The 21,748-nt window shown below is 68.8% G+C and carries 20 protein-coding genes, 1 other RNA gene and 1 riboswitch; of the genes, 8 read left to right on the forward strand and 13 right to left on the reverse strand.

The genetic code is table 11. The annotated features are described in order from the left end of the window. Window positions 1-22: 22 nt before the first annotated feature. Window positions 23-895, forward strand: a complete 873-nt coding sequence (locus EIZ44_RS02180) for a fused MFS/spermidine synthase (protein ID WP_134727581.1) — start codon at window positions 23-25, stop codon at window positions 893-895. A gap of 108 nt (window positions 896-1,003) precedes the next feature. Here EIZ44_RS02180 and ffs read toward each other — a convergent pair. The 4 genes from ffs to EIZ44_RS02200 all read right to left on the reverse strand — a co-directional run bounded on the left by ffs (window position 1,004) and on the right by EIZ44_RS02200 (window position 4,341). Next, window positions 1,004-1,103, reverse strand: an RNA gene (gene ffs / locus EIZ44_RS02185) — signal recognition particle sRNA small type. Window positions 1,104-1,108: 5 nt separating this feature from the next. Continuing rightward, entirely contained in the window at window positions 1,109-1,603 is a 495-nt protein-coding gene (locus EIZ44_RS02190) for a GTP-binding protein (RefSeq protein WP_134727582.1), read from the reverse strand. Between the two features lie 3 nt (window positions 1,604-1,606). Then, window positions 1,607-2,026 (reverse strand): roadblock/LC7 domain-containing protein, encoded by a 420-nt coding sequence (locus tag EIZ44_RS02195; RefSeq protein ID WP_009084595.1) that lies wholly within the window; start codon window positions 2,024-2,026, stop codon window positions 1,607-1,609. Continuing rightward, window positions 2,023-4,341 (reverse strand): sensor histidine kinase, encoded by a 2,319-nt coding sequence (locus EIZ44_RS02200; RefSeq protein WP_134727583.1) that lies wholly within the window; start codon window positions 4,339-4,341, stop codon window positions 2,023-2,025. Before EIZ44_RS02200 ends, EIZ44_RS02195 begins: the two co-directional genes overlap by 4 nt. Window positions 4,342-4,602: 261 nt before the next feature. On the opposite strand from EIZ44_RS02200, the gene EIZ44_RS02205 reads away from it, so the two are divergent. Further along, on the forward strand, window positions 4,603-5,508 hold the full coding sequence (locus tag EIZ44_RS02205) for a serine/threonine dehydratase (protein WP_134727584.1): 906 nt from the start codon (window positions 4,603-4,605) through the stop codon (window positions 5,506-5,508). Here EIZ44_RS02205 and EIZ44_RS02210 read toward each other — a convergent pair. Genes EIZ44_RS02210 through EIZ44_RS02220 form a run of 3 tightly spaced genes read right to left on the reverse strand, consistent with a single transcriptional unit; the run spans window position 5,495 to window position 9,548 of the window. After that, entirely contained in the window at window positions 5,495-7,288 is a 1,794-nt protein-coding gene (locus EIZ44_RS02210) for a glycosyltransferase family 39 protein (RefSeq protein ID WP_134727585.1), read from the reverse strand. The two genes, EIZ44_RS02205 and EIZ44_RS02210, sit on opposite strands and share 14 nt — an antisense overlap. Window positions 7,289-7,336: 48 nt before the next feature. Next, the gene (locus EIZ44_RS02215) at window positions 7,337-8,821 is read right to left on the reverse strand and encodes a sensor histidine kinase (RefSeq protein WP_134727586.1); all 1,485 of its coding nucleotides are present in this window, start codon (window positions 8,819-8,821) and stop codon (window positions 7,337-7,339) included. Next, window positions 8,796-9,548, reverse strand: a complete 753-nt coding sequence (locus EIZ44_RS02220) for a response regulator transcription factor (protein ID WP_043834561.1) — start codon at window positions 9,546-9,548, stop codon at window positions 8,796-8,798. The genes EIZ44_RS02215 and EIZ44_RS02220 overlap by 26 nt, the downstream gene beginning before the upstream one ends. Before the next feature lie 170 nt (window positions 9,549-9,718). Between EIZ44_RS02220 and EIZ44_RS45325 the strand changes: the two genes are divergently transcribed. Next, complete coding sequence (locus EIZ44_RS45325) at window positions 9,719-10,276, forward strand: hypothetical protein (protein ID WP_134727587.1); 558 nt, start codon at window positions 9,719-9,721, stop codon at window positions 10,274-10,276. A 407-nt stretch (window positions 10,277-10,683) separates the two neighbouring features. Beyond that, window positions 10,684-10,878 (forward strand): hypothetical protein, encoded by a 195-nt coding sequence (locus EIZ44_RS02230; RefSeq protein ID WP_037809354.1) that lies wholly within the window; start codon window positions 10,684-10,686, stop codon window positions 10,876-10,878. Here the strand turns inward: EIZ44_RS02230 and EIZ44_RS02235 are convergent, their stop codons facing one another. Continuing rightward, entirely contained in the window at window positions 10,879-11,325 is a 447-nt protein-coding gene (locus EIZ44_RS02235; RefSeq protein ID WP_037808522.1) for a nitroreductase family deazaflavin-dependent oxidoreductase, read from the reverse strand. It lies immediately after the preceding gene. A gap of 126 nt (window positions 11,326-11,451) precedes the next feature. Between EIZ44_RS02235 and EIZ44_RS02240 the strand changes: the two genes are divergently transcribed. Further along, the gene (locus EIZ44_RS02240; RefSeq protein WP_037808524.1) at window positions 11,452-12,132 is read left to right on the forward strand and encodes a TetR/AcrR family transcriptional regulator; all 681 of its coding nucleotides are present in this window, start codon (window positions 11,452-11,454) and stop codon (window positions 12,130-12,132) included. A gap of 46 nt (window positions 12,133-12,178) precedes the next feature. After that, the gene (locus tag EIZ44_RS02245) at window positions 12,179-13,696 is read left to right on the forward strand and encodes a 3-hydroxyacyl-CoA dehydrogenase (protein WP_134727588.1); all 1,518 of its coding nucleotides are present in this window, start codon (window positions 12,179-12,181) and stop codon (window positions 13,694-13,696) included. 413 nt (window positions 13,697-14,109) lie between these two features. Here the strand turns inward: EIZ44_RS02245 and EIZ44_RS02255 are convergent, their stop codons facing one another. From EIZ44_RS02255 to EIZ44_RS45335, 4 genes are all read right to left on the reverse strand, one after another. Beyond that, window positions 14,110-15,084: a threonine ammonia-lyase gene (locus tag EIZ44_RS02255; protein WP_134727589.1), complete on the reverse strand. Its 975-nt coding sequence runs from the start codon at window positions 15,082-15,084 to the stop codon at window positions 14,110-14,112. Then, complete coding sequence (gene folP, locus EIZ44_RS02260) at window positions 15,081-15,932, reverse strand: dihydropteroate synthase (protein WP_134727590.1); 852 nt, start codon at window positions 15,930-15,932, stop codon at window positions 15,081-15,083. The genes EIZ44_RS02255 and folP overlap by 4 nt, the downstream gene beginning before the upstream one ends. Before the next feature lie 25 nt (window positions 15,933-15,957). Further along, a riboswitch (ZMP/ZTP riboswitch) is annotated at window positions 15,958-16,048 on the reverse strand. Window positions 16,049-16,128: 80 nt separating this feature from the next. Beyond that, the gene (locus EIZ44_RS02265; RefSeq protein WP_134727591.1) at window positions 16,129-19,434 is read right to left on the reverse strand and encodes a PQQ-dependent sugar dehydrogenase; all 3,306 of its coding nucleotides are present in this window, start codon (window positions 19,432-19,434) and stop codon (window positions 16,129-16,131) included. Window positions 19,435-19,526: 92 nt separating this feature from the next. Next, window positions 19,527-19,844 (reverse strand): L,D-transpeptidase, encoded by a 318-nt coding sequence (locus EIZ44_RS45335; RefSeq protein ID WP_199817306.1) that lies wholly within the window; start codon window positions 19,842-19,844, stop codon window positions 19,527-19,529. Between EIZ44_RS45335 and EIZ44_RS45340 the strand changes: the two genes are divergently transcribed. Together EIZ44_RS45340 and EIZ44_RS02275 are read left to right on the forward strand one after the other, a co-directional pair. Further along, the gene (locus EIZ44_RS45340) at window positions 19,837-20,355 is read left to right on the forward strand and encodes a hypothetical protein (protein WP_240691205.1); all 519 of its coding nucleotides are present in this window, start codon (window positions 19,837-19,839) and stop codon (window positions 20,353-20,355) included. The genes EIZ44_RS45335 and EIZ44_RS45340 overlap by 8 nt on opposite strands. Then, window positions 20,352-20,870 (forward strand): hypothetical protein, encoded by a 519-nt coding sequence (locus EIZ44_RS02275; protein WP_134727593.1) that lies wholly within the window; start codon window positions 20,352-20,354, stop codon window positions 20,868-20,870. The genes EIZ44_RS45340 and EIZ44_RS02275 overlap by 4 nt, the downstream gene beginning before the upstream one ends. Here the strand turns inward: EIZ44_RS02275 and EIZ44_RS02280 are convergent. Continuing rightward, complete coding sequence (locus tag EIZ44_RS02280) at window positions 20,854-21,747, reverse strand: serine/threonine-protein kinase (RefSeq protein WP_134727594.1); 894 nt, start codon at window positions 21,745-21,747, stop codon at window positions 20,854-20,856. The two genes, EIZ44_RS02275 and EIZ44_RS02280, sit on opposite strands and share 17 nt — an antisense overlap. Window position 21,748: the final 1 nt, after the last annotated feature.

The following is a 21,748-nucleotide window of genomic DNA, read 5'->3' on the forward strand; positions in this document are numbered from 1 at the left end:
GCCCGAGACTACAGTGAGCACGGTGAGCCCCTCCCGTTCCGGTCGCGGCCGTGCGCCGAGCGGCCCGCGGCCGGGCACTTATCCGGTGCGGTTCGGGACCGCCGAGCTGCTGCGCGACGCCGATCGGCCCAACGCGTGGATGCTTTCGGTGGGCGGGGTGGCGCAGTCCTACGTCGATCTGGACGACCCGACGAACCTCGAGTTCGACTACGTGCGCCGGCTCGGCGACCTGGTCGACTTCCTTCCGCCCGGCCCGCTCGACGCGCTGCACGTCGGCGGCGCGGGCTGCTCCCTGCCGCGCTACGTCGCCGCGACGCGACCGGGTTCGCGGCAGCTGGTCTTCGACGCCGACGAGCCGCTGATCGACCTGGTCCGCGAACAGCTCGACCTGCGCAGCGTCCCGAAGCTGCGGGTACGGATCGAGGACGGCCGCACGGGCGTGCGCAGCAGGCACGACGCGACGGCGGACCTGATCGTGCTCGACGCCTTCGAGCGCGCGACGCTGGCAAGCGGCTTGGCGACGGTCGAGTTCGTCACCGAGGTGGCCCGCGTGCTCCGACCGGGAGCCACGATGCTGGCGAACATCTCCGACGGCCCCGGCCTGCCGTTCGCCCGCCGGTTCCTCGCGACGCTGGCGGAGGTGTTTCCGCACGTCGTCCTGCTGGCCGAGCCCAGCGTGCTGCGCGGCCGCCGGTTCGGGAATCTCGTGCTGGCCGCCTCGCGGCTCGACCTGCCGACCGCGGAGCTGACCCGGCGCGCGGCGTCCTCGCCGTATCCGGCGCGGGCGGTGCACGGCGATGAGCTGCGGCAGCTGCGGGGGAAGGCCGCACCGGTCTTCGACGCGGAGGCACTGCCCTCGCCGACGCCGCCGGATGACGTGTTAGGCCTGTTTTAAGGCATACTGCGCCGTCTGTTGCTGATTCGACGACAGTCACGGCGGGAAGGGTTCCAGCGAGCAGATCGGCTGCGGTCCGTGCCCGCCTACTTTTCGCCGAATCAGCAAAAAAAGCGGGTTCCCCCCGTACCCGCCAGAGCCCGCTTATCCTTGCTGCCTTCCGGCCCTGGGGAAGTTCACAGGGTGGACGCCACGGGGGGTCCCCGCAGACGACTATAGCGGACTCGGTTGCCGCGCCTCCGACCCCCGCACCACGGCGGCCTCGACGAGGTCGAGCACCTCTCGCACGGACGCCGGGTCGCGGGCGTCGAACGGATGCACCGGAATGCCGTCGCGCACGGTCAACGCCCAGCGCACGTCGTGCAGCGGACGCGTGAGCAGGCCGTCGAAGCAGTTCACCCCGACCACGAACGGCAGCCGCAGCCCTTCGACCGCGTCGAGCACCGGGTAGGCGTCCGCGATCCGCCGCGGGTCGACCACCACGAGCGCCGCGTCCGCGCCCCGCACGAGGTCGGGCCAGCGGAACCAGAACCGGGCCTGTCCCGGCGCACCGAACAGGTAGCGGCACCGCTCGCCCTCGCCGAGCCTGCCGAAGTCGAGCGCCGCGGTGGTGTCGCCGGCGTCGGTGCGCACCGGCGCGATCTCCGAAACGGCGTGCACCGCCGTCGTTTTCCCGGCTCCGGCCGGGCCAAGCACGAGGATCTTCACGGGTCAGGCGAACGCGGTGTTCTTCAACTCCTCGACCAGCGCGGGGGTAAGGACTTCGGACGCGCGGTTGGCGAACATCGCCATCTCGTAGGCGATCGTGCCGAGGCTGGCCTGCTTGTTGGCCAGCACGCCGAGCGAGCAGCCGATGCTGATGGTGCAGACCACGAGGTAGCCGCGTTCCAGCTCGACCACGACCTTGTCCGGATCGCCGAGCGGATGGCTTTCGGACACGCTCTGTGCCAGCGCGAGCATCGCCGAGCAGGTCGCCGCGAGCCGGTCGGCGTCCGCGCGGTCGAGGTCCTGCGACGCGGCGATCAGCAGCCCGTCCGCGGACACCGCGAGCGCGGCGATCGCGCCCGCGGTGTGCAGCGCGAAGCGGTTGACCAGCCAGTTGAAGTTCTGCGCGGCGGCGGGAACGGTCATGATCCTCCTTGATCGGCCTGCTGGGCGGTGACTTGCTGTGCTTTGGCGACGCCGTCGGAAAACGAGTCGAAGGTGGCCCGCTCGGCGGCCGGATCGCGCAATTCGCGGCGCGGCAACGGGGTGCGGACGATCTGCGGCAGTTTGAGCCCGGGGGCCAGCTGCGCACCGGGGACGCGGCGGAAGACGCCGTCGCGGGATTCCGGCTGCACCACGGTGAACTGGTGCGTCGGAGACGGGTCCGCGGTGTCCGGAACGTCCTCTGTGGACTCTTCGGGCTCGTCAGGAATTTCCAGCGTTCCGGCGCGGGAAGCGAATTCCGGCTCCGCTTCCGGCCATTTCGGAGCCTCGTCCTGCGTCGGCTCGTCGGCTTCCGGCTCCGGCGGGTCGGTGAACCACCGGAACCCGGCCGGAGTCGGCGTGGACAACGCGGCGATCGCGGGCGCGGGCAGCAGCACCGGCCGCGGGTCAGGCACCTGCCCCGGCTCGAAAAGCCCAGGCCCGCGCCGGAAATCGACGTCGCGGGTGAACAGCGCCTGCGGTACCGAGACCTTCGCCGTCACGCCACCGTCCGGAGTGGACTCCAGTTCGACCCGCAGCGAATGCCGCTGCGCGAGCCGTCCGACCACGGCCAAGCCGAGCTGCTGGCCGGACGCCTCGTCGACCGGTTCGGCGAGGCGGCGGTTCTCCTGCGCCAACCGGTCCGCGGACAGCCCGACGCCGTGATCGGCGATGCGCACCAGCAGGTCGCCCGACGACTGGAACTCCGTCGAAATCTCCACCAGCGACTCCGGCGGGGAGAACGCGGCGGCGTTTTCCAGCAGTTCGGCGAACAGCAGCACCAGGTCGATCCCCAGCGACGGCGCGAGCAGCGCCTCCGCCGGTTCGCCGAGCCGGATCCGGGATTCGTCGTCGATTTCCGCGGCGGCCGAACGCAACGCGGTGGCCAGTTCGATCGGACCGCCGACCCGGGTTTCGTCGCGATTTCCCGTCACCACAAGCAGATCGTCCGCGGTGCGCCGCAGCCGGAGGGCCGCGTGCCCCACGCGGTGCAGCCCGGCGAGCAGCACCGGATCGTCGGCGCCGCGCGTCAATTCCTCGATCGCGGTGCGCTGGCCCGCGACCAGATTCTGCGTGCGCTTGGCCGCTCCGACCAGCAGCTGCACCCCGGCGCGACGCGTGTTCGCCTGCTCGGTCACCGCTTCCACCGCGGTGCCGCGGAGCCGGTTGAACGCCTCGGCCAGCTCGGCCAGTTCGCCGCCGGTGTCCGCCTCGAGCGCGGGCAGCAGCGGTTGCGGCGGACCCGATCCCGGTTCGGCGGCCTGAACCAATTCAGGGGCGGCGAGGTCGGCGGTCGAGCGGGCTTGCCTGCTCAGCCGCCGCAGCGGCCGGGCAATGGAGCGCGCGGCCAGCACGGACAACGCGGCAACCAGTCCGAAAAGGACAATCGCGGCGCCGCCGACGATGAAGGCCGTCCGGGTCGCGCTGGACGCTTTCGCGGAGGCCGCGCCGGCAATCGCGTCGGCGATCCGGGTCTCCATCGCGTCGCGCTGATCGGCGAGCTGAGTACCGGCAGTGACCACATCGGACACAAACTGCCGGTCCTGCCGCGGCGCCGTGGCCAGCCGGTCAAGCTGCTGGGCCGTCGCTCCGGCCTCGACCGCGTCGACCTGTGCCGCGTCCTGCTTCCCCGCCAGCCGGGCGAACTGTTCTCCGTAGACGGCAGCGCGCTGACCTGCGCGATCGGCTCCGGCGGACGCGATCAGCGCGCTCGCCCGGGCCGCTCGCTGTTCGTCCGCGCGCAGCAGGGCGTCGAGCGTCCTTGCCCCGGAGCTGTCCGAAGTGGCCAGTCCCAATGCGTCGATCAGCCCAACGGACATGGAATCGTAGCCAGAAGCGACATCAGCTACGGAAATCTGACGATTGAGCGCCTTCTGCCGCAGTTTCGCCAGTTCACCGCCGGGGCTGGCCAGGCTGTCCGCGACGCCGTGCGCAGCGCTGTCGACCGTCTGCTGCTGCCGGACGAGCGCCGAGTTGGTGGCCGACGGGTCAGCGACAAAGGCGGCCGTGAGCAGGCTTTCCCGCTGCAACTGTCCGACCAGGCCGCCCATCCGCTGCCCTCGGGCCGCGGTGTCCGAAGCGGTCGCGGCTGCCGACGCGGCGGTGACCTGGGCAACCACGAGCGGAACTGCCGCTGCCAAGACCAGGACCAGCGGAGCCACGACCAGCACGGTTACTCGCGCCTGCACGGTGCGGATCCCGAGGCGGTCAAGCAGCCGCGCAGCGGATTCCCGCGACCGGGGCGAGCCGTCGCGCATCCACGTCACCTTCCGTTCCCGAGGAGTCCCGACGAGACCGAGGCGTGGAGTGCACCGAACGGGGACACCCGCAGGACGCTACTACTCTCAGTAGTACTCGTCGCGGTACGCACATGGTCGGACACCCCACGTCTGCGCAGAGCTTAGCGAGATCGGCAAGGGATGGACAATGCCCTCTTGCACCGTGTCGCGCCCTGACACGCTGGGGTTTTCCCGGCGAGCGGCACGCGAGCGAGCAGGACCCGGAGCAGAATGGCCGATATGCGCACCGCACCTGTCGCCGCCGACGTCGCCGCTGCCCATCTCCGCCTTCGACCACACGTCCGGTGGACACCGCTGTTACGCACCGAAATCGACGGCCGTCCCCTCGTGCTCAAGCTGGAGCAGCTCCAGCGGTCTGGTTCGTTCAAACTCCGCGGCGCGGTGAACGCCCTGCTCAACGGGCCTAAGCCGAAGCGCGTCGTCACGGCGTCGGGCGGCAATCACGGCCTTGGCGTCGCCACCGCCGCGCAGTCGCTGGGCATTCCCGCTGTCGTCTACGTGCCGGAGTCCGTGCCCGAAGCGAAGGCCGCCGGCATCGAAGCGGCCGGCGCGAAGCTCCTCCGGCACGGCGCGGCGTACAGCGAGGCCGCCGCAGCCGCGCTGGCCGTCGCAGAAGAACCCGGCACCCGCTACCTGCACGCGTACGACGACGCCGACGTGATCGCCGGGCAAGGAACCGCGACCGCGGAGATCGTGGCCGACGCACCGGACGTCGATGCCATTGCCGTCGCGGTGGGCGGCGGTGGACTGGCGTCCGGTGCGACGCTGGCCGCGGACGGCCGTCAGGTGTTCGCGGTGGAGCCGGAGCACTGCCAGGCACTGCACGCCGCCCTCGCCGCGGGCGAGCCGGTGGACGTCACCATCGACTCGGTCGCCGCCTCCGCGCTCGGCGCGACCCGTGTCGGCGAGCTGGCGTTCAGCATCCTCAACTCGCCAGGCGTCACGTCCGTGCTGGTGTCCGACGCCGAGCTCCTCGCCGCGCGCGACCTGCTGTGGCGCGACTTCCGGCTCGTCGTCGAACCGGCCGCGGCGGCCCCGCTGGCCGCCTGGCTGGCCGGTCGGATCCCGGCCGAGCTGCCGTGTTTTGTGTTGTGCGGAGCCAATACCTCGGTCACTTTTGCGTGAGGTCGTAGACCTTCGCGCCGCCGACCGTGGTGGGGTGGAAGTGCTGCTCGACCCAGGCGGTGATCCTCCCGGACGTGCCGCGGCTGCCACCCGGGCCGCCGCGGCCGTTGCGCGCTCCGACGACGAAGTAGTGGATCTCCCCGCTCGCCACGTACTGCTGGAATTGCGCGAGGGTCGGCGCGGGGTCGCCGCCGCTGAACCCGCCGACGGCGAGCACCGGTTTGCCGCTGCCCAACGCGAGCCCGGCGGCCTGCATCGCACCGGTTTCCGCGGCGGCCCACTTCGTCGTCGTGGACTCCAGCAGCCGATTCAATTCCACATTGGACTGTTGCGGTCCGCCGAAACCGATGCGGCCCTTGTGCTGCGGTCCGGATGCCGGGCTTCCGCCGGTATGCGCCGTCGACGCGGTAGCCACCGTGAATGAGGCCATCCCCAGCAGGGCAGCCACGAGTGCAAGCACCGCGACTGCCCGGCGCGCAGTCCCGATCAGCAACGCGAAAACGCCCAAGACGCCCAGCACCAGCACGGAGTATCGCACCCATGGCTGCCAGCTCGGCGTCCGTTGCAGGAGAACGAAACTCCACGCGACCGTCGCCGCCAGCATCACCGCGAGCACCGCCCGCGGCGCGAGATAAGCACGGCCACGCCACAGTTCGGTAGCGGAAATCGCGACGGTGGCAGCGATTCCCGGAGCGAGCGCGACCGTATAGTACGGGTGGATGATCCCGCTCATATAGCTGAAGACGAGGACGCTGAGCATTGTCCAGGCGCCCCACAGCAGCAGCGCGGCCCGAGTCCGGTCAGTCCGCGGCGCACGCCGGGTGAACCACAACCCGGCCACGAGCCCGATCAAGGCGGCTGGCAGCAGCCAGGACGCTTCGCCGCCGAATTGCTCGGTGAACAAGCGAGTCAGGCCCGCCTGACCGCCGAAACCGTGTCCGGCACCGGAAAACTCCGGCATCTTCGGCCGGGCGTCCCCACCGTGCGACTGTCCGAAAATCCGGCCGAGCCCGTTGTACCCGAAGGCCAATTCCAGCACGCTGTTGTTCGTCGACCCGCTGATGTAGGGCCGATCCGCGACCGGCCACAACGCCACCGCGAGCACCCACCAACCCGCGGAAACCACCACCGCACCGGCGGCGGCGAGCAATTGCCACATCCGCCGTCCCAAGGAAGTCGGCGCGGCAACCGCGTAGGCGAGCACGAAGGCAGGCAACACCAGGAATGCCTGCAACATCTTGTCGAGGAATCCGAAACCGATCGCGACCCCCGACAGCAGCAGCCATTTCGTGCTCGCCGTTTCCAGCGCCCGCACCAGGAAATACCCGCCCGCGACGAGCAGCAGCACCAGGAACGCGTCCGGGTTGTTGAACCGGAACATCAGCGCGGCGACCGGGGTGAGCGCGAGCAACGCGCCGGCCAGCAATCCGGCGACCGGACCGGAAAACCGCCGCACCGCCAGGTACAGCAGGCCGACCGAGCCCACGCCGGCGAGCGCGTCCGGCACCAGCATGCTCCAGCTGGAGAAGCCGAAGAGCCGCCCGGACAATCCCATCACCCACAGGGAAAGCGGCGGTTTGTCGACGGTGACCACATTGCCCGGGTCGAGCGAACCGAAGAACCACGCTTTCCAGTCCCACGTGCCCGCTTGCACGGCCATCGCGTAGAAATCATTGCCCCAGCCGGAAATCGCGACATTCGTGAGATACAACGCGGCGGTGCCCAGCAGCAGCACCGCGACGGCGAGGCGCACCCAGCGCGGCGCGACGGCAGTCGTCATGCCCGTCATTCTCACGGCCCCGGCTGTGCGCGGGCTGTGAATCGCTCACTAAGGAGTGTTGGCACCGTCACGCAATTGCGGGAACGAGGCCACGAATTCGGTACGCCCCGGACCGCTGTTCACCATCACGCGTCCGGAATGCGCGGCCACGACCGCAGCGACAATCGCCAGCCCCAGCCCAGTGCTTCCGGCGGCGCGCGAACGCGAATTGTCGCCGCGCGCGAACCGCTCGAATACCTCGGGCAGGATTTCCGGCGGAATTCCCGGCCCATCGTCCACAACGGACAAAGTGACCCATCCGTCCCTAGTGGACAGTGCGGTGGTCACTATGGTGCCCGCGGGCGTGTGCGTGCGGGCGTTGCCGAGGAGGTTCAGCACGACCTGGTGCAGTTGCCCGGCATCGCCGAGCACCGCGATCGGTTCGCCGGGAAGTTCCAGCAGCCATTTGTGTTCCGGGCCGGCGACGTGCGAATCGGCGACCGCGTCCGCGACCAGCCGGGACAAATCGACCGGCTCGTGCACGACCGGACGCCCGGAATCGAGCCGGGCGAGCAGCAGCAAATCCTCCACCAGCGTCGTCATCCGCGCCGATTCGGATTCCACCCGGCTCATCGCGAACGCGATGTCCGGCGGCACCTGTTCGCTGCCGCGCCGGGTCAGTTCGGCATATCCGCGAATCGCGGCGAGCGGCGTGCGCAATTCGTGGCTCGCGTCCGCGACGAACTGCCGCACCCGGCTTTCGCTGGCATGCCGGGCGGCGAGCGCTTCGGCGATGTGACCGAGCATCCGGTTGATCGCCGAACCGACCTTGCCGACCTCGGTGCGCGGGTCAGTGTCCACTTCGGGCACTCGCTCGGACAACGCGACCTCGCCGCGGTCCAGCGGCAGTTCGGACACCCGGGAAGCGGTGGCGGCGAGCCGGTCCAGCGGAGCCATCGTGCGCCGGATCGTGACCGCACCAGCGAACCCGGCGACGAGAATCCCGCCGAGCGCGACGCCGCCGAAGATGAATCCCAGCCGCCACAACGTTTCCGAGACCCGGCTCATCGGCAGCCCGATCACGGTGAACTCGCCGCGCGGCGAATACGTCGCGACCACCCGGTATTTCTTGAGACTCCCGGGAAGTTCGACCGTGCGGCTCTGGCCGTTCGGCGCGAGGACGAGCAGGACCCGGTCCTGCTCCGGGGTCAGCGGGACGAGGCCGAACGGGCCGATCACCTGCCCGTTGACCTTGCCGTCGTGGACGACCAGGCTGAGCGTCCCCTCGGGCTGGCCGAGCACGCGCAGCGGATCCGGCGGCAGCTTGCCGGAACCGTTGATCGGCGGTCTCGGAACGCCGTGCCGGAACCCGCGGTCGCTCGCCGCCGACAGCTGCCCGTCGAGCTGCCCGACGAGAAAGCTGTTCAACGCGAACTCGGTGACCACGCCGACGACCAGGCAGACCAGCGCGAGCAGCGCCGCCAGCTGAACGATCAGCCTGCGGCGCAACGACCACGGACGGCGGCGCTCAGCCCGCGGCGGGTTTGAGGACATACCCGGCGCCGCGCATGGTGTGGATCATCGGTTCCCGATCGGCGTCGATTTTCTTGCGGAGGTAGGAAATGTACAGCTCGACGATATTCGCCTGGCCGCCGAAATCGTAGCTCCACACGCGGTCGAGGATCTGCGCCTTCGACAGCACCCGGCGCGGATTGCGCATCAGGTAGCGGAGCAATTCGAACTCGGTCGCCGTCAGCGGCACCAGATCGCCGCCCCGGTGCACCTCGCGACTGTCCTCGTCCAGGGTCAGATCGCCGACCACCAGCTGCGAGCCGGTCGATCCGGACACCCCGCCCGCCCGGCGCAGCAGCGCGCGCAGCCGCAGCGCCACTTCTTCCAGGCTGAACGGTTTGGTCACGTAATCGTCGCCGCCCGCGGTGAGCCCGGCGATCCGGTCCTCCACCGCGTCCTTGGCGGTAAGGAAAAGAACCGGCAGATACGGCGTTTCGGCGCGCATCCGGCGCAGCACCTCGAGGCCGTCGAAATCGGGCAGCATCACGTCGAGCACCACGGCGTCCGGCCGGAAATCGCGGCCGACGCGCACCGCCTCGGCGCCGGTGCCCGCGCTGCGCACCTCCCAGCCCTCCATCCGCAGGGCCATGGACACGAGTTCGGCCAGCGTCGACTCGTCGTCGACGACCAGCACGCGGACCGGGCTGCCGTCCGCGCGGCGCAGTTCGGCCTTGCCCCGGCCGGCAGACGCGGCGTTCACACTGCTCATGGTGCCATCTTCGGGCCCCGTCTTCAGGTCGGCCTGTGCGCCGGCTGTGTGTTTCCTGTGCGCCGTTCCCCCGCCTGGGTGCACAGGTGTCCCCCACGTCCGGCACAGCTTCCGCACAGCGGCCGCCCCGACGCTCGGAAAGGACAAGCGCGAACGTTCCGGAGGAGACCATGACGACCGATCCAGCAGAGGGCGCGACCTGGGGAGAGCAGCCCGCCCCCGCATCCGGCGGCAGCGGCCAGGGCAAGGCGTGGTCCGGCCGGAAAACCGCGATCGCGGCGGGAGTCGCGGTGGTGATCGCGGTCGGTGGTGGACTGGCGATCTGGGCGGGTACCAGTGGCAATAACGCGGCCGCGCAGCAAGGGCCGGGCGGATTCGGTGGGCCAGGTGGGCCTGGTGGGTTTGCCGGTCGCGGGGGGATGGGCGGGATGGCTGCGCTGCGGGATGCGTTGCATGGCGATTTCGTGGTGGCGGATTCGGCTGGCGGGTATGTGACTGAGCGGCTGCAGACGGGGACGATCACCGAGCTCAGTGCTACTTCGGTGACTTTGACTAGCAAGGACGGTTATAAGCAGAGCTATACGTTGGATTCTTCTACGGAGAAGAGTGGGTCGCCTAAGGCTGGGGACAATGTGACTGTGGTGGCGAAGGTGCAGGGGGCTACGGCTACTGCTACTTCTCTGGGGGAGGCGCAGCAGTTTGGGGGGCAGCCTCGTCGGCGGGGGTAGGTGCTTGGTGAGTGGTTGCGTGGGGCACCCCGAAGTTTGATTGTGCTGACGGTTCGGGGGTGCTTGTCAAGGCGGGAAAGATGCCTTGACAAGCACCCCCGAACCGCAGGGAGGCTTCGTATCGGGGTTGGGGGAGGGCTGGGTGCCTCGCTCGTTGGGTGCATCGGTGCGGTTTTTGGGGTGGGTACCTCGACCGTTGGGAGCACCGGCTGCGGTTTGGGCGGAGGTGGGGGCTTGCGCCCCAATGTGGCATTGGGTGCGTCAGATGCACCCAATGTGGCGTTCGGTGCGTCAGATGCACCCAATGCCACATTGGGGGCACATCCGGGCCGGGGCTGGGCTGGGCGGGTCGCGAGGGGGAACCTTGAGACACTCCTCAAGAGGGTCCGTCTAGCTAGGAGATGCTCGTGAAGCGGTGGATCACGCTGGCGTGCGGTGTGGTGCTGGTGCTCGTCGGCGCGGTGTGGGTGCTGCAGGGCGTCGGGGTGCTGACCGGCAGTTTCATGACCGGCCAGAAGCTCTGGTTCCTGATCGGGCTGGTCGCGTTCCTCGTCGGCGTGGTTCTCGTCGCGGCCACCACCTTCCGGAAACGCGTGCGCTGATCACCGGGTGAAGATCTCGAACACCGGGTAGCCGGGCGCGATCTCCAGCAGCTTCTCCTCCGGTGCCTTCGCGTCCACGCCCTCGAAGAACGTGCCGACCTCGAATGCCCAGCGCTTGAGGTACGAGCGCAGGATGGCGGGCTTCTCCTCGTCGGACAGCTCGCGGTAGGTGAACGTCTCGGTGCGGCGGCCGACGGTCAGCTGGCCCTCGCCCGCGGCGCGCAGGTTCCGCACCCACTGGGTTTCGCCGCGTGCGGCCACCAGGTACTGCTTGCCCTCGAACGGCAGCAGGTTCACCGGCACCTCGCGCAGTTCGCCTGACTTGCGGCCGCGGACGCCCAGCACCCGGCTGCCCCACACGCTGAGGCCGCGCTTGGTGAGCCAGCGGACGAAGCCGTTGAACGCCGCGGTCGCCTTGCCCGGTTCGAGGTAGCGGGTGCTGGTCATCGGGTCCTCCTCGATCTGCGAGAGCGGTGCTCTCTGTTGTGAACAGTGAACACCCACAGGCCGTCTCGCGTCAAGAGCAGTGCTCTCGGTTTTGCGCAGCGCTCTCGTTCGAGGCACACTGATCGCATGACTGCCGCACCCCGGACCGCCCGCGAGCGGGTCCGTGCAGAGCTGACCCGCGAGATCAAGGACGAGGCCCGCCGTCAGCTGGCAGACGTCGGCGCGCACGGGCTTTCCCTGCGTGCGGTCTCCCGTGAACTGGGGATGGTCTCGTCGGCGCTGTACCGGTACTTCCCGAGCCGCGATCACCTGCTCACCGCGCTGATCGTCGACGCGTACAACGCCGTCGGCCAGGCCGCCGAACAGGCCGACCCGCACACCGGCGACCCGCGCGAACGCTGGCGGGCCATCTGGCGCGCGACCCGCGACTGGGCCCGCGCGAACCCGCACGAATACGCGCTCATCTACGGGTCGCCGATCCCCGGTTACCAGGCTCCGCAGGACACCGTCGGCCCCGCCGGGCGAGTGGCCTTCGCGCTGGTCGCGGTGCTGCGCGACGCCCATCCGCACGAGCCGGCGGTCACCGCGCCGATGTCGGAGGAACTGCGCGCGCAGGCCGACCAGCTCAGCCGGACTCTGGACCTCGACGCGCCGGCCGAGGTCGTCATGCGCGCCATCGCCGCCTGGACCCAGCTGTTCGGCGCGCTCAATTTCGAGCTGTTCGGCCAGTACGTCGGCAGCGTCGACCCGGCGGACGCGTACTTCGAACACCTCGTCGGGCAGATGGCGGACTTCGTCGGTCTGTAGTCCGGGGTAAGTTCGCCGTGGCGCCAAAGCGAAAGGCAGGTTCGACGTGACGGGATGGGCCGGACGGGTCGGCAGGATCCGCGTGATCGGCACCGGGGTGATGGGACGCGGCATCGTCCAGCTCGCCGCGACCGGCGGGGTCACCGTGGAACTCGCGGACGTGCAGCCGGAAGCGGTCGCCGCGGCGATCGACCACGTCGGCGCGATGGTCGACCGGCTGGTCGCCAAGGAGAAGCTGAGCGAGGAGAAGGGCCGTGCGGCGAAGGAACGCCTCGTCCCGGTCGACGGCCCGCTTGCCCCCGCCGACGGGGTGGACCTGGTGATCGAAGCCGTCCGCGAAGACCTCGACACGAAGCAGACGCTCTTCGCCGGGCTCGAGAAGATCTGCGGCCCCGAAACGATCTTCGCGACCAACACCAGCTCGCTGTCGGTCACCCAAATCGCCGCCGGGCTCGCTGACCCGACGCGGATGATCGGCCTGCACTTCTTCAACCCGGTCCCGCTCATGCGCCTGGTCGAGGTCATCCCCGGCGCGCGCACCGCCGACTGGCTGCCCGGTGAAGCCCTCGAACTCGTCCGCGGCTGGGGCCACGAGCCGGTGCTGGCGAAGGACGCCCCCGGCTTCCTCGTCAACCACGCGGGCCGCGGCCTGAACACCGAGGCGCTGCAGATTCTTTCCGAATCCCTCGCCGCTCCCGCCGAGATCGACCGCATCGCGCGCGACGTCCTCGGCCTCAAACTCGGCCCGTTCGAGCTGCTGGACCTCACCGGTTTGGACGTCTCGCACGCGGTGCTGGAAAGCATCTGGAGCGGCTTCCACTCCGAACCGCGCCTGCGCCCGTCGTGGCTCACCCGCCCGCGCGTCGCCGCCGGACTCTTCGGCCGCAAAACCGGCGAAGGCTTCTACCGCTATGTCGACGGAAAACAAGAGGTCCCGCCGGAGCCCACCGCTCCGCCCGCCCCGACCACGCCGGTCTACGCCGCCGACGAACGCCTCGGCCGTCTCCTGTCCGCAGCAGGCGTCGACGTCGTCCCCGACGCCTACCCCGACACGGTTCTCCTGGTGACCCTGCGCGGAGAGTCCACTGTGGACGCTGCGAGGCAACTCGAACTGCCCGCCGCGCGCGTCGTCGGAATCGACGCCCTCGGCTACGAATCGCGCTTCACCATGTCTGTCCACCCTGGACTGGACCCGCACTACGGCCGCGCCGCCTGGGGCGCCCTGGCCGCCACCGGAACCCCGGTCACGGTCGTCCGCGACGGTGCCGCCCCCATCGCGCAACGCCTCCTGGCCTCGATCATCAACACGGCTTGCTACATCGCCGACCAGGGTCTCGCGGCCCCCGCCGACATCGACACCGCGGTGCGCCTTGGCCTGGGCTACCCCCGCGGCCCCCTGGCATGGGGCGATTTGGTCGGCCCGGAAAAGGTCCTGCGCATCCTGAACGGCCTCCTGCGCGGCACCGGGGATCCGCGCTACCGCCCGAGCAGCTGGCTGACCGAACGGGTGGCGCTGGGTCTGCCACTCGCCTCCACCGGCACCCGTCCGGCTGATCTGGCCTGAGTTTTTGTCGGTGGTGCGCAGTAGCTTTTCGGCATGACTGCCACCATCGATCTCACCCTGGACTGCACCAACGCACAACTCCTCGCGGGTTTCTGGAAAACGGCACTCAGCTATGTCGACGAACCTCCGCCGCCACAAGGGGACCAGGCCCCGGCTGGCGGCCCTGGATCAAAGCCGAGGCTGGACGCCTGGGGTCGGCGGGCGGGAGATTCTGGCGGAATTCGAGGGGCGCCATGTGGTGATGGCGGATCCGGAGGGGAGCGAGTTCTGCGTCGCGGCGGTCTCGGCTTAGGTTGTCGAGCTGCTTCGGCTTAGGTTGTGCCGCAACGAAATCTGCCGCAACGGGTCTTCCACATGCCACTATGCCGTCGCAGAATCCCTTCGCCGCCACGGAAACCGTCTCCGGAAAACCGTCAAGACCTGTGCTCGGGAGCCGCCCCGATCCAACGGCGGTAAGCGGCTTCATCGACGTTGCTCCCGCAGACGATCGTGACCACGTGCCGTCCAGCGAAGCGGTCGCGGTTTTCGAGGATCGCGGCCACGCCGAGCGCGGCTGAGGGTTCGACGACGAGTCCGGCGCGCTCGAACAGCAGCCGCATGCCAGTGATGATCGACGCCTCCTGAACCAGGACGGCGTCGTCGGCAACGAGAAGGAGGTCATTCAGCACCGCTGGAATAGGAAAGCGGCCCGCGACGCCGTCGGCGATGGTGTCGGTCGAGTCGGTTGAGACGACGCGCTGCTGGTGCCAGGAGCGCGTCATCGCCGGTGCGCCCAGTGGCTGGACGCAGATCACCTCGACCTCGGGCGCGCGCTCCTTGAGCACGTGTCCCACGCCGGTGGCCAGTGCCCCGCCGCCCAAAGCGATCAGTACGGCATCGAACGCGGGCAGGGTGTCCGCCAGTTCCAGGCCGATGGTTGCCGCGCCTTCGCAGGTCTCGAGGTCCAGGCTGTCTTCGACCAGCCGGATGCCGTCGCGCCGTGCGATGGCTGCTGCTCGTTCGCGTGCCGTTTCGATGTCGCCGTCCACCAGTTCCAGCCGGGCGTCCAGCGCACGGATCCGCTCGAGCTTGGCGGCGGGTGCGAAGCGGGAGGCCACCACGGTCACGTCGAGTCCTCGGTCGCGGCCGGACCAGGCGAGGGCTTGGCCGAGGTTTCCCGCGCTCGCGCAAACGACAGCGGAGGCGTGGTTGTCGGCGAGCGCGCTGGCGACGACTTCGGTGCCGCGCGCCTTGAAGCTGCGGACCGGGTTCGCCGTTTCGAGCTTGATGCTCACCGCGCAGCCGAGGTCGCGTTCCAGCGCTTCGCAACGGAACAGCGGAGAGTCGAGGAAGGCAGGATCGATCCGCCGGCGAGCGGCCCGGATCCGAGCAGTGTCGAGACGCGTCATCGGCTGGCTCCTGCGTACTGGTCTAGAACGGTGAATACGGTGAGCGCGTCCCGAAGCGCTGCGACGTCGTGAGTCCGGATGAAATCGACGCTGTGGCTGGCGGCATAAAGCTCCGCGGCGAGGCTGGCCGGACCGATCTCTGACAGCTCGCGTCCGGTGATCGCGCGCAGGAACGACTTCCGGGACGGCGAGACCATGATCGGGACACCGAACCGGGTCCGGATCGCGCGGAGTGCCGCCAGGACAGCCAGCGACGGTTCCGGCGTGGCGCCGAGAAAGTATCCGAGTCCGGGGTCGATGATCAGCCGTTCGCGGTCGATGCCAGCCGCTTCGAGCGCGGTCAGCCGCTGGTCGAAGAACTGCTCCAGCGACGTCAGCACCGCCTGCGGGTCGGTGCGTACTTTGGTCGCGGGCCCCCGCCGCTGCACCGAGTGCATGACGACGAGGCGGCATCCCGTACCGGCCAGCTCCGCATACCGTTCAGGGTCCGGAAATCCCTGGATGTCGTTGAGAAACGCGGCACCGCGAGAAGCGGCGAACAGGTGGGTCCGGGGCTGGAACGAGTCGACCGACACCGGGACGCCGTCGGCGACCAGGTGGTCGAGGACCAGGTCCAGCCGCCGGATTTCCTCGTCGGCGGTCACCGACTCGGCGCCCGGATGACTGGCCGCGGGGCCGAGTTCGACGACGTCCGCGCCCGCCGCCAGTAATCGGCGAGCGTGCGCGAGCGCGTTCGCCGGGGTCAGGAATCTGCCGCCGTCGGAGAACGAGTCCGCGCTGACGTTCACGATTCCCACCAGCCGCGGCCGGTGCCAGGACGCTTCCGAAAAAGCCAGAGCTTGAACCATCGCCGTGTCTCCCGGATCTCGATCCCACAAGAGCCCAGGCGTACGGCACGACGTCACGTGGACGAGGTCGCTCCCCGATGGTGATCCATCTTCACACGCCAGTCACGACCTGCGGACACAGTAACAAGAAACTCCGGTGCGGAGCTACCACCAGGACGGCCGTCGGCGAGGACACCGACGGCAGCCCCGAGCCGACTCACCACCGGTAATTCGTGGTCACGCCATACCGGTAAATCACATAACCGCCCTGGAAATCGCTTCGGGCCCCGCCACTGATCGGGTACTCATCCGAGGTGGGCAACCCCAAATAACCCCACTCCCAGCCCAGCGCGGCCCACCGCTTGCGAATCTCCCCCTGCACCATGTGCGCCCCGGTACGCGGGCTCCAGTAAATCGACCCGCCGCCGTTGAAGTGGTTGTAGCGCGCGATCCCGTTAGGCGTACTGGTTTCATCGGTAGTCGGGTAACCGAGACCGCGCTCCCAGCCGAGAGCAGCCCACTTGTCCCGAATCGCCCCACCAATCTGATGCGCCCCAGTAGACGGCGTCCAGTAGATCGACCCGCCCACCGTGAAGTGGTTGTACCGGCCGACCCGGTCCGGAGTCGCGGACTCATCCGTAGTCGGGTAACCAAGACCGCGCTCCCAGCCGAGAGCAGCCCACTTGTCCCGAATCGCCCCACCAATCTGATGCGCCCCAGTAGACGGCGTCCAGTAGATCGACCCGCCCACCGTGAAGTGGTTGTACCGGCCGACCCGGTCCGGAGTCGCGGACTCATCCGTAGTCGGGTAACCAAGACCGCGCTCCCAGCCGAGAGCAGCCCACTTGTCCCGAATCGCCCCACCAATCTGATGCGCCCCAGTAGACGGCGTCCAGTAGATCGACCCGCCCACCGTGAAGTGGTTGTACCGCCCCACTCCGTCCGGCGTCGCAGACTCATCCGTGGTCGGGTAGCCAAGCCCCCGCTCCCAGCCCAGCGAAGCCCACTTGTCCCGAATCGCCCCGCCGATCTGATGCGCGCCACCTGTAGGCGTCCAATAAATCGAGCCACTGGTGAAGTGGTTGTACCGCCCGACCCCGTCGGGAGTCCCGGACTCGTCGGTGGTCGGATACCCGACCCCGCGTTCCCAGCCGAGAGCGGCCCACTTGACCAGAATCTGTCCCTGGACCGAATGCGCCCCGGTGGACGGCGTCCAGAAAATAGCCGCGGCCTGGCTTCCCGGCGTGCCGATCAAATGGTTGTACCGGCCCACCCCGTCCGCGGTCCGGGTCTCGTCGGTCGTCGGCGGCCCGTACACCTGATGCCCGCCGATCGCGAGATAGCGGGCCAGGATCTCCCCGCCGATCTCGTGCACCCCGGTAGCCGCGGACCAGTACAACCGCCCATTCGCATACGGCCGGTACCGCACCGGCCCGTCAACGACCTCGGGACCCGTCGGCGCGCCGATCGAACTCCGCAACTCCGGCTCAGCCGCATACCGCTGATCGATCGCCGTCAGGTAGTTGGCGGTCAGTGTCATATCACCAGCGCCGACAGTGATCGACCACGAAGAGGTAGCCGGACCTCCCTGCCAACCGGTGAACTTGGAAACCCCATCGGTGCCAACCAACGCAGCAGTCACGTCAAAGGTCGCACCCTCAGTGACCATCGCACTGCTGACGCCACCCTCGCTCGGGATGCTCAACGCGGCCGGCTGCGTGCCCACCAACGTCAACCGATGCTGGCGCGGGTAAGCGACATACGTCTTGCTCGCCTGCACCCCGGCGCTGTCCGTGACTGTCGCGGTGAATTCCATCCGAGAATCCGTGTGATCGGTAAACGGAACCGTCAACGTCGGCCCCGTCGCACCGTCATTGGGATGCACGTGGCAGGCGCCGAGATCCGGACAGTGCCGAATCAACGACGTCCACGTGACGGGAAGCTCGCCATCCTCCGCGTCAGTCGCCTTGGCGGACAACGAAACCTGCTCACCCACCGCAAAAGTCTTGTCCGGCGCGGACAAATTCAGCACCGGCGAATGATTGCCCGGGGCGACAGTGATCTTCGCGGTCCCGACGCCGCCGAGCGGATCCGAAACCGTCAACGTCGCGGTGAACGAAGCGCCGTCCCCGTACTGATGGCTGACCTGAATCCCGGTGCCGGTGCTGCCGTCGCCGAAGTCCCAGGAATAGGTGAGTGGATCGCCGTCAGCGTCAGTCGAATCATTGGCAGCAAAGGAAACCGTGCGAGTATCCGGATCCGTCGAGGAAGTAGCCTTCGCCACCGGCGGAGCATTGTTCGTCGAGTAGCTCAACCGCCGCAGTACACCGGAGTTGAGGTCCGTGAAGACGATGTCCCCGTTGGGCGCAGCGGAAATTCGGGTAACCCCGCCGACATTCTGGAACGGCGCGGGACTCGTGGGCGCCTGGGTGAGCTTGCCCTGCGCGTCGTACCGCAGCGTCCAGATCTTCTGCCCCGCGTAGTCCCCGAAGAAGTACGCACCCTGGTAAGCGGCCGGATAAGTCGTGCCGCCATACACAATCCCGCCGGTGACACTGTTGCCCTGCGCCGGACCGGTCCCGTGCTGGTAGTCCCACAACGGCGGCGTGTTCACCGCCACGGCACAACGCGCGTCAGCCGAATAGCCCGGCGTCGGGTGGTTCCCCTCGTAGCAAGGCCAGGCGAGATTCGCGCCCGGCTGCACGACGTCCACCTCTTCCCACGTGTACCAGCCGACATCGCCGACCACCGGCAGCCCGCTCTTCGGGTCGAGGCTGAACCGGAACGGGTTGCGGAATCCGCTCGCGAACACCTTGCTGCGAGCGGAATCCGGCGCGGCGGCGTTGTAGTACGGATTGGTCGGCACGCCCTTGCCGTCCGCGGTGAGGTGCAGGATCTTGCCGAACGGCGAATCGAGGTCTTGCGCGACGAAGGCGACCGGGTTGGTCTTGCCCGCGTCGCCGTTGTCTCCGACGGAGTACCAGAGCGTGCCGTCCGGCGCGGGGTAAACCGTGTCGAGGCCGTGGATGTAGTACGGACTGCCGGGCAGGTCGAAAATCACCTTCTCGCCGGTCAGCCCGGACGGATGTCCCGCGCCGTCGAGCCGCACGGTGAACTTCGCGGCGCGCATCGTGTACTGGCCGTTGCCGAGCGAGACCGAGCGGTTCAGGTACACCTGGTGCGAGCTGGCGTAGTCCGCCGCGAGCGCGATGCTCGTGAGGCCCATGTCGCCCTGCGTCTCGACCGGGAAGGTCGCGATCCGCTGCGGCGCGCCGCTGCCCGCGGCCGGGACCCAGTTGACGACGCCGGACTTGCCGAGCGCCAGCACGCTGTCATCAGGCAGCCAGGCGAAGTCGGTGAACTCGTACTGCCCGAGCCCGGTGGGCAGGTCCCGCAAAACGAACCCCGGCGGCAGCGCCGGGGTGTCGGCTGCTGCCGCCGGGGCGACGGCGGTGATCGCGGTGGGGACAGCGACGACCGCTAATGCGGCCACCACCAGGGAACGGAGCTTGCGCCAGGCCATTCGGGACCCCTTTCTCAGCGACCGGTAATCGCTCAGAAGGGGGACGAAGTTGCCTCTATCGGGTGATATTTATTCGACCGTGACGCGGTCGGTCAGGGCACGACCTGGACCACGTCCCCAATGTGCAGGGTGTTGAAGAACCGCAGCGACGACGTCGCCGACAGGTGGATGCAGCCATGCGAGTACACCTTCAGGCTGCCGGTGTGGAACGCGTCGCCCGGATAGAAGAAGACCGAGTTCGGCATCGGCGCGTTGTCGAACTGCTTGCTCAGGTGCAGCTTTTCCTTGGACAGCACGTGGAACGTGCCGGTCGGGGTCGCGTGCCCCTTGCGTCCGGGCAGCATCGAGACGGGGCCGTAGATCACCTTGCCGTCCTGCAGCAGCCAGGCGCGGTGCGCGGAAATGTCCACGCAGGCGCTGGTGCCCGAAGCGGCGGCGGCCGCGGCGCACGGGACGTCGGCGGTGCTCGGCTCCGGGTCGGCCTTCGGCTTGGGAGCGGGCTTCGGCGTCGGTTTCGGACTCGGCTTCGCGCTGGTGCTCGCCGGGCTGCTGCTGGTCGCCGGGGCAGAACTGCTGGTCGGCGCACTGGAGGACGAGACGGGCACGCTCGCCGCCGCGGGCACCGCGCCGCCGCCGGCAGCCGATCCGGCCGTGCTGCCGGAGCACGCCACGAGCCCGAAAGCCGCGGCCAGCGCCGCCATCCCCACCAGAACCCTCTTCACGATCCGGTACCCCCGCGTTCGGTCGGGTCGCATTCGGCAGGACCCGTATCACCCGAATAGACGACCATCACCCCTTCGTGGTTGCTCGGCAATGGTCACGATCCGGCTTCTCCACCCCGGGGTTGAGCCGCGGATCCACCTGGCCCCAGCCCGTACGCCGACGAAACCCGCATCGATTCCGGCGAGGCTGGAAGCATGAACCTCGGCCCGCTCACCATCGTTCTCTACGCCGCGATCGCAGCGCTCGTCCTGTACCGGGTCGTCTACCGGCAGTGGCGCGGCACGCTCCTCAGCCGCAAGCGTTTGCTGACGCTCCCGTTCATCCTGACCGCGATCGGCGTGTTCTCCGCCGCCACTGCGTTGCAAAGCGCGACCACGACGGAGTACGCGCTGCTGGCTGGCGACGTCGTGGTCCTCGGACTGCTTGGCGTCCTGCGAAGCTCCACTTCGGTCCTCAGTGCACGCGAAGGCACGACGTTCGTGAAGGGCACTCCGCTCACTCTGGTGCTGTGGTTCGCCACCATCGGCGTACGCGTCGCCTTCTCCTTCATCGGAGCCGCGCTCGGCGTCAGCAACACCGTGACGTCCTCGACGATCATGCTCACGATCGGCGTCAGCATCGGCGTACAGAACGCCTTCACCTACTACCGCATTCAGAAGCGCGGTCTGCCGCTCTCGGAACAGACGCCAACGAGCATCAGCGCTCGCCGCTAAGCCCCACCATGCGCGCGTACATCCGCGAAGGACTCAACACCGTCGCCGGATGCAGGAACCCCGGCAACGGCGGCAAGTCCCGCGCGAAAGGCACAAGATGCGCGTACAGGACCTCCGCCCCAGACGGCCGCACAGAAGGATCCTTCGCGAGCGTCACAGCGAGAAGCGTGTTCAACTCCCGAGGCACACCGGGCACCACCGGCGCTGGTTCCTTCACCTGCTTGTCGAAGACCGCGTACGCCGTCGGCCCGGTGAAGACCGGACGGCCGGTGAGCATCTCGTGCAAGACGCAGCCGAGCGCGTACAGGTCGCTTCGCGGCTCCGCGTGCCCACGCTGGATCTGCTCCGGGGCCATGTACGACGGTGTCCCCAGCAACTGCCCCGCGCGCGTGAAGCGAGCAGTGTCGGCTTCGCGCAACACAGCGAGCCCGAAGTCCATCACCTTCACACTGCCGTCCGGGCAGAGCATCAGGTTGGCCGGCTTGAGGTCACGGTGACAGACCGCGCGAGCGTGCGCCGCCGCCAGGACCGCGGCCGCTTGCGCCGCGATCGCCGCCGCCCAGGACACCGGCAGCGGGCCGTGTTCGGCGAGCAGATCGTCCAGCGTCACGCCTTCGACGAACTGCATGACCTGGAACAACCGATCGTCATGGGCACCGAAGTCGTAGAGCGTGGGCGCGCCGGGATGGTCGAGCGTCGCGAGGATCCGCGCTTCCCGGGCGAAGCGTTCTTCCAGCTCTTCGTCGCCGCCAGGAAGCCGAAGCAGCTTGATCGCGACCTGCCTGCCGAGCCGCCGGTCGAGCCCGCGGTGCACTGAACCCATGCCGCCCCGCCCGAGCGGCAGATCGTCGACCTCGTAGCGGTCCGCGATCAGCATG

The organism is Amycolatopsis nivea, assembly GCF_004522235.1.
GTDB classification, from domain to species: Bacteria; Actinomycetota; Actinomycetes; order Mycobacteriales; family Pseudonocardiaceae; genus Amycolatopsis; species Amycolatopsis nivea.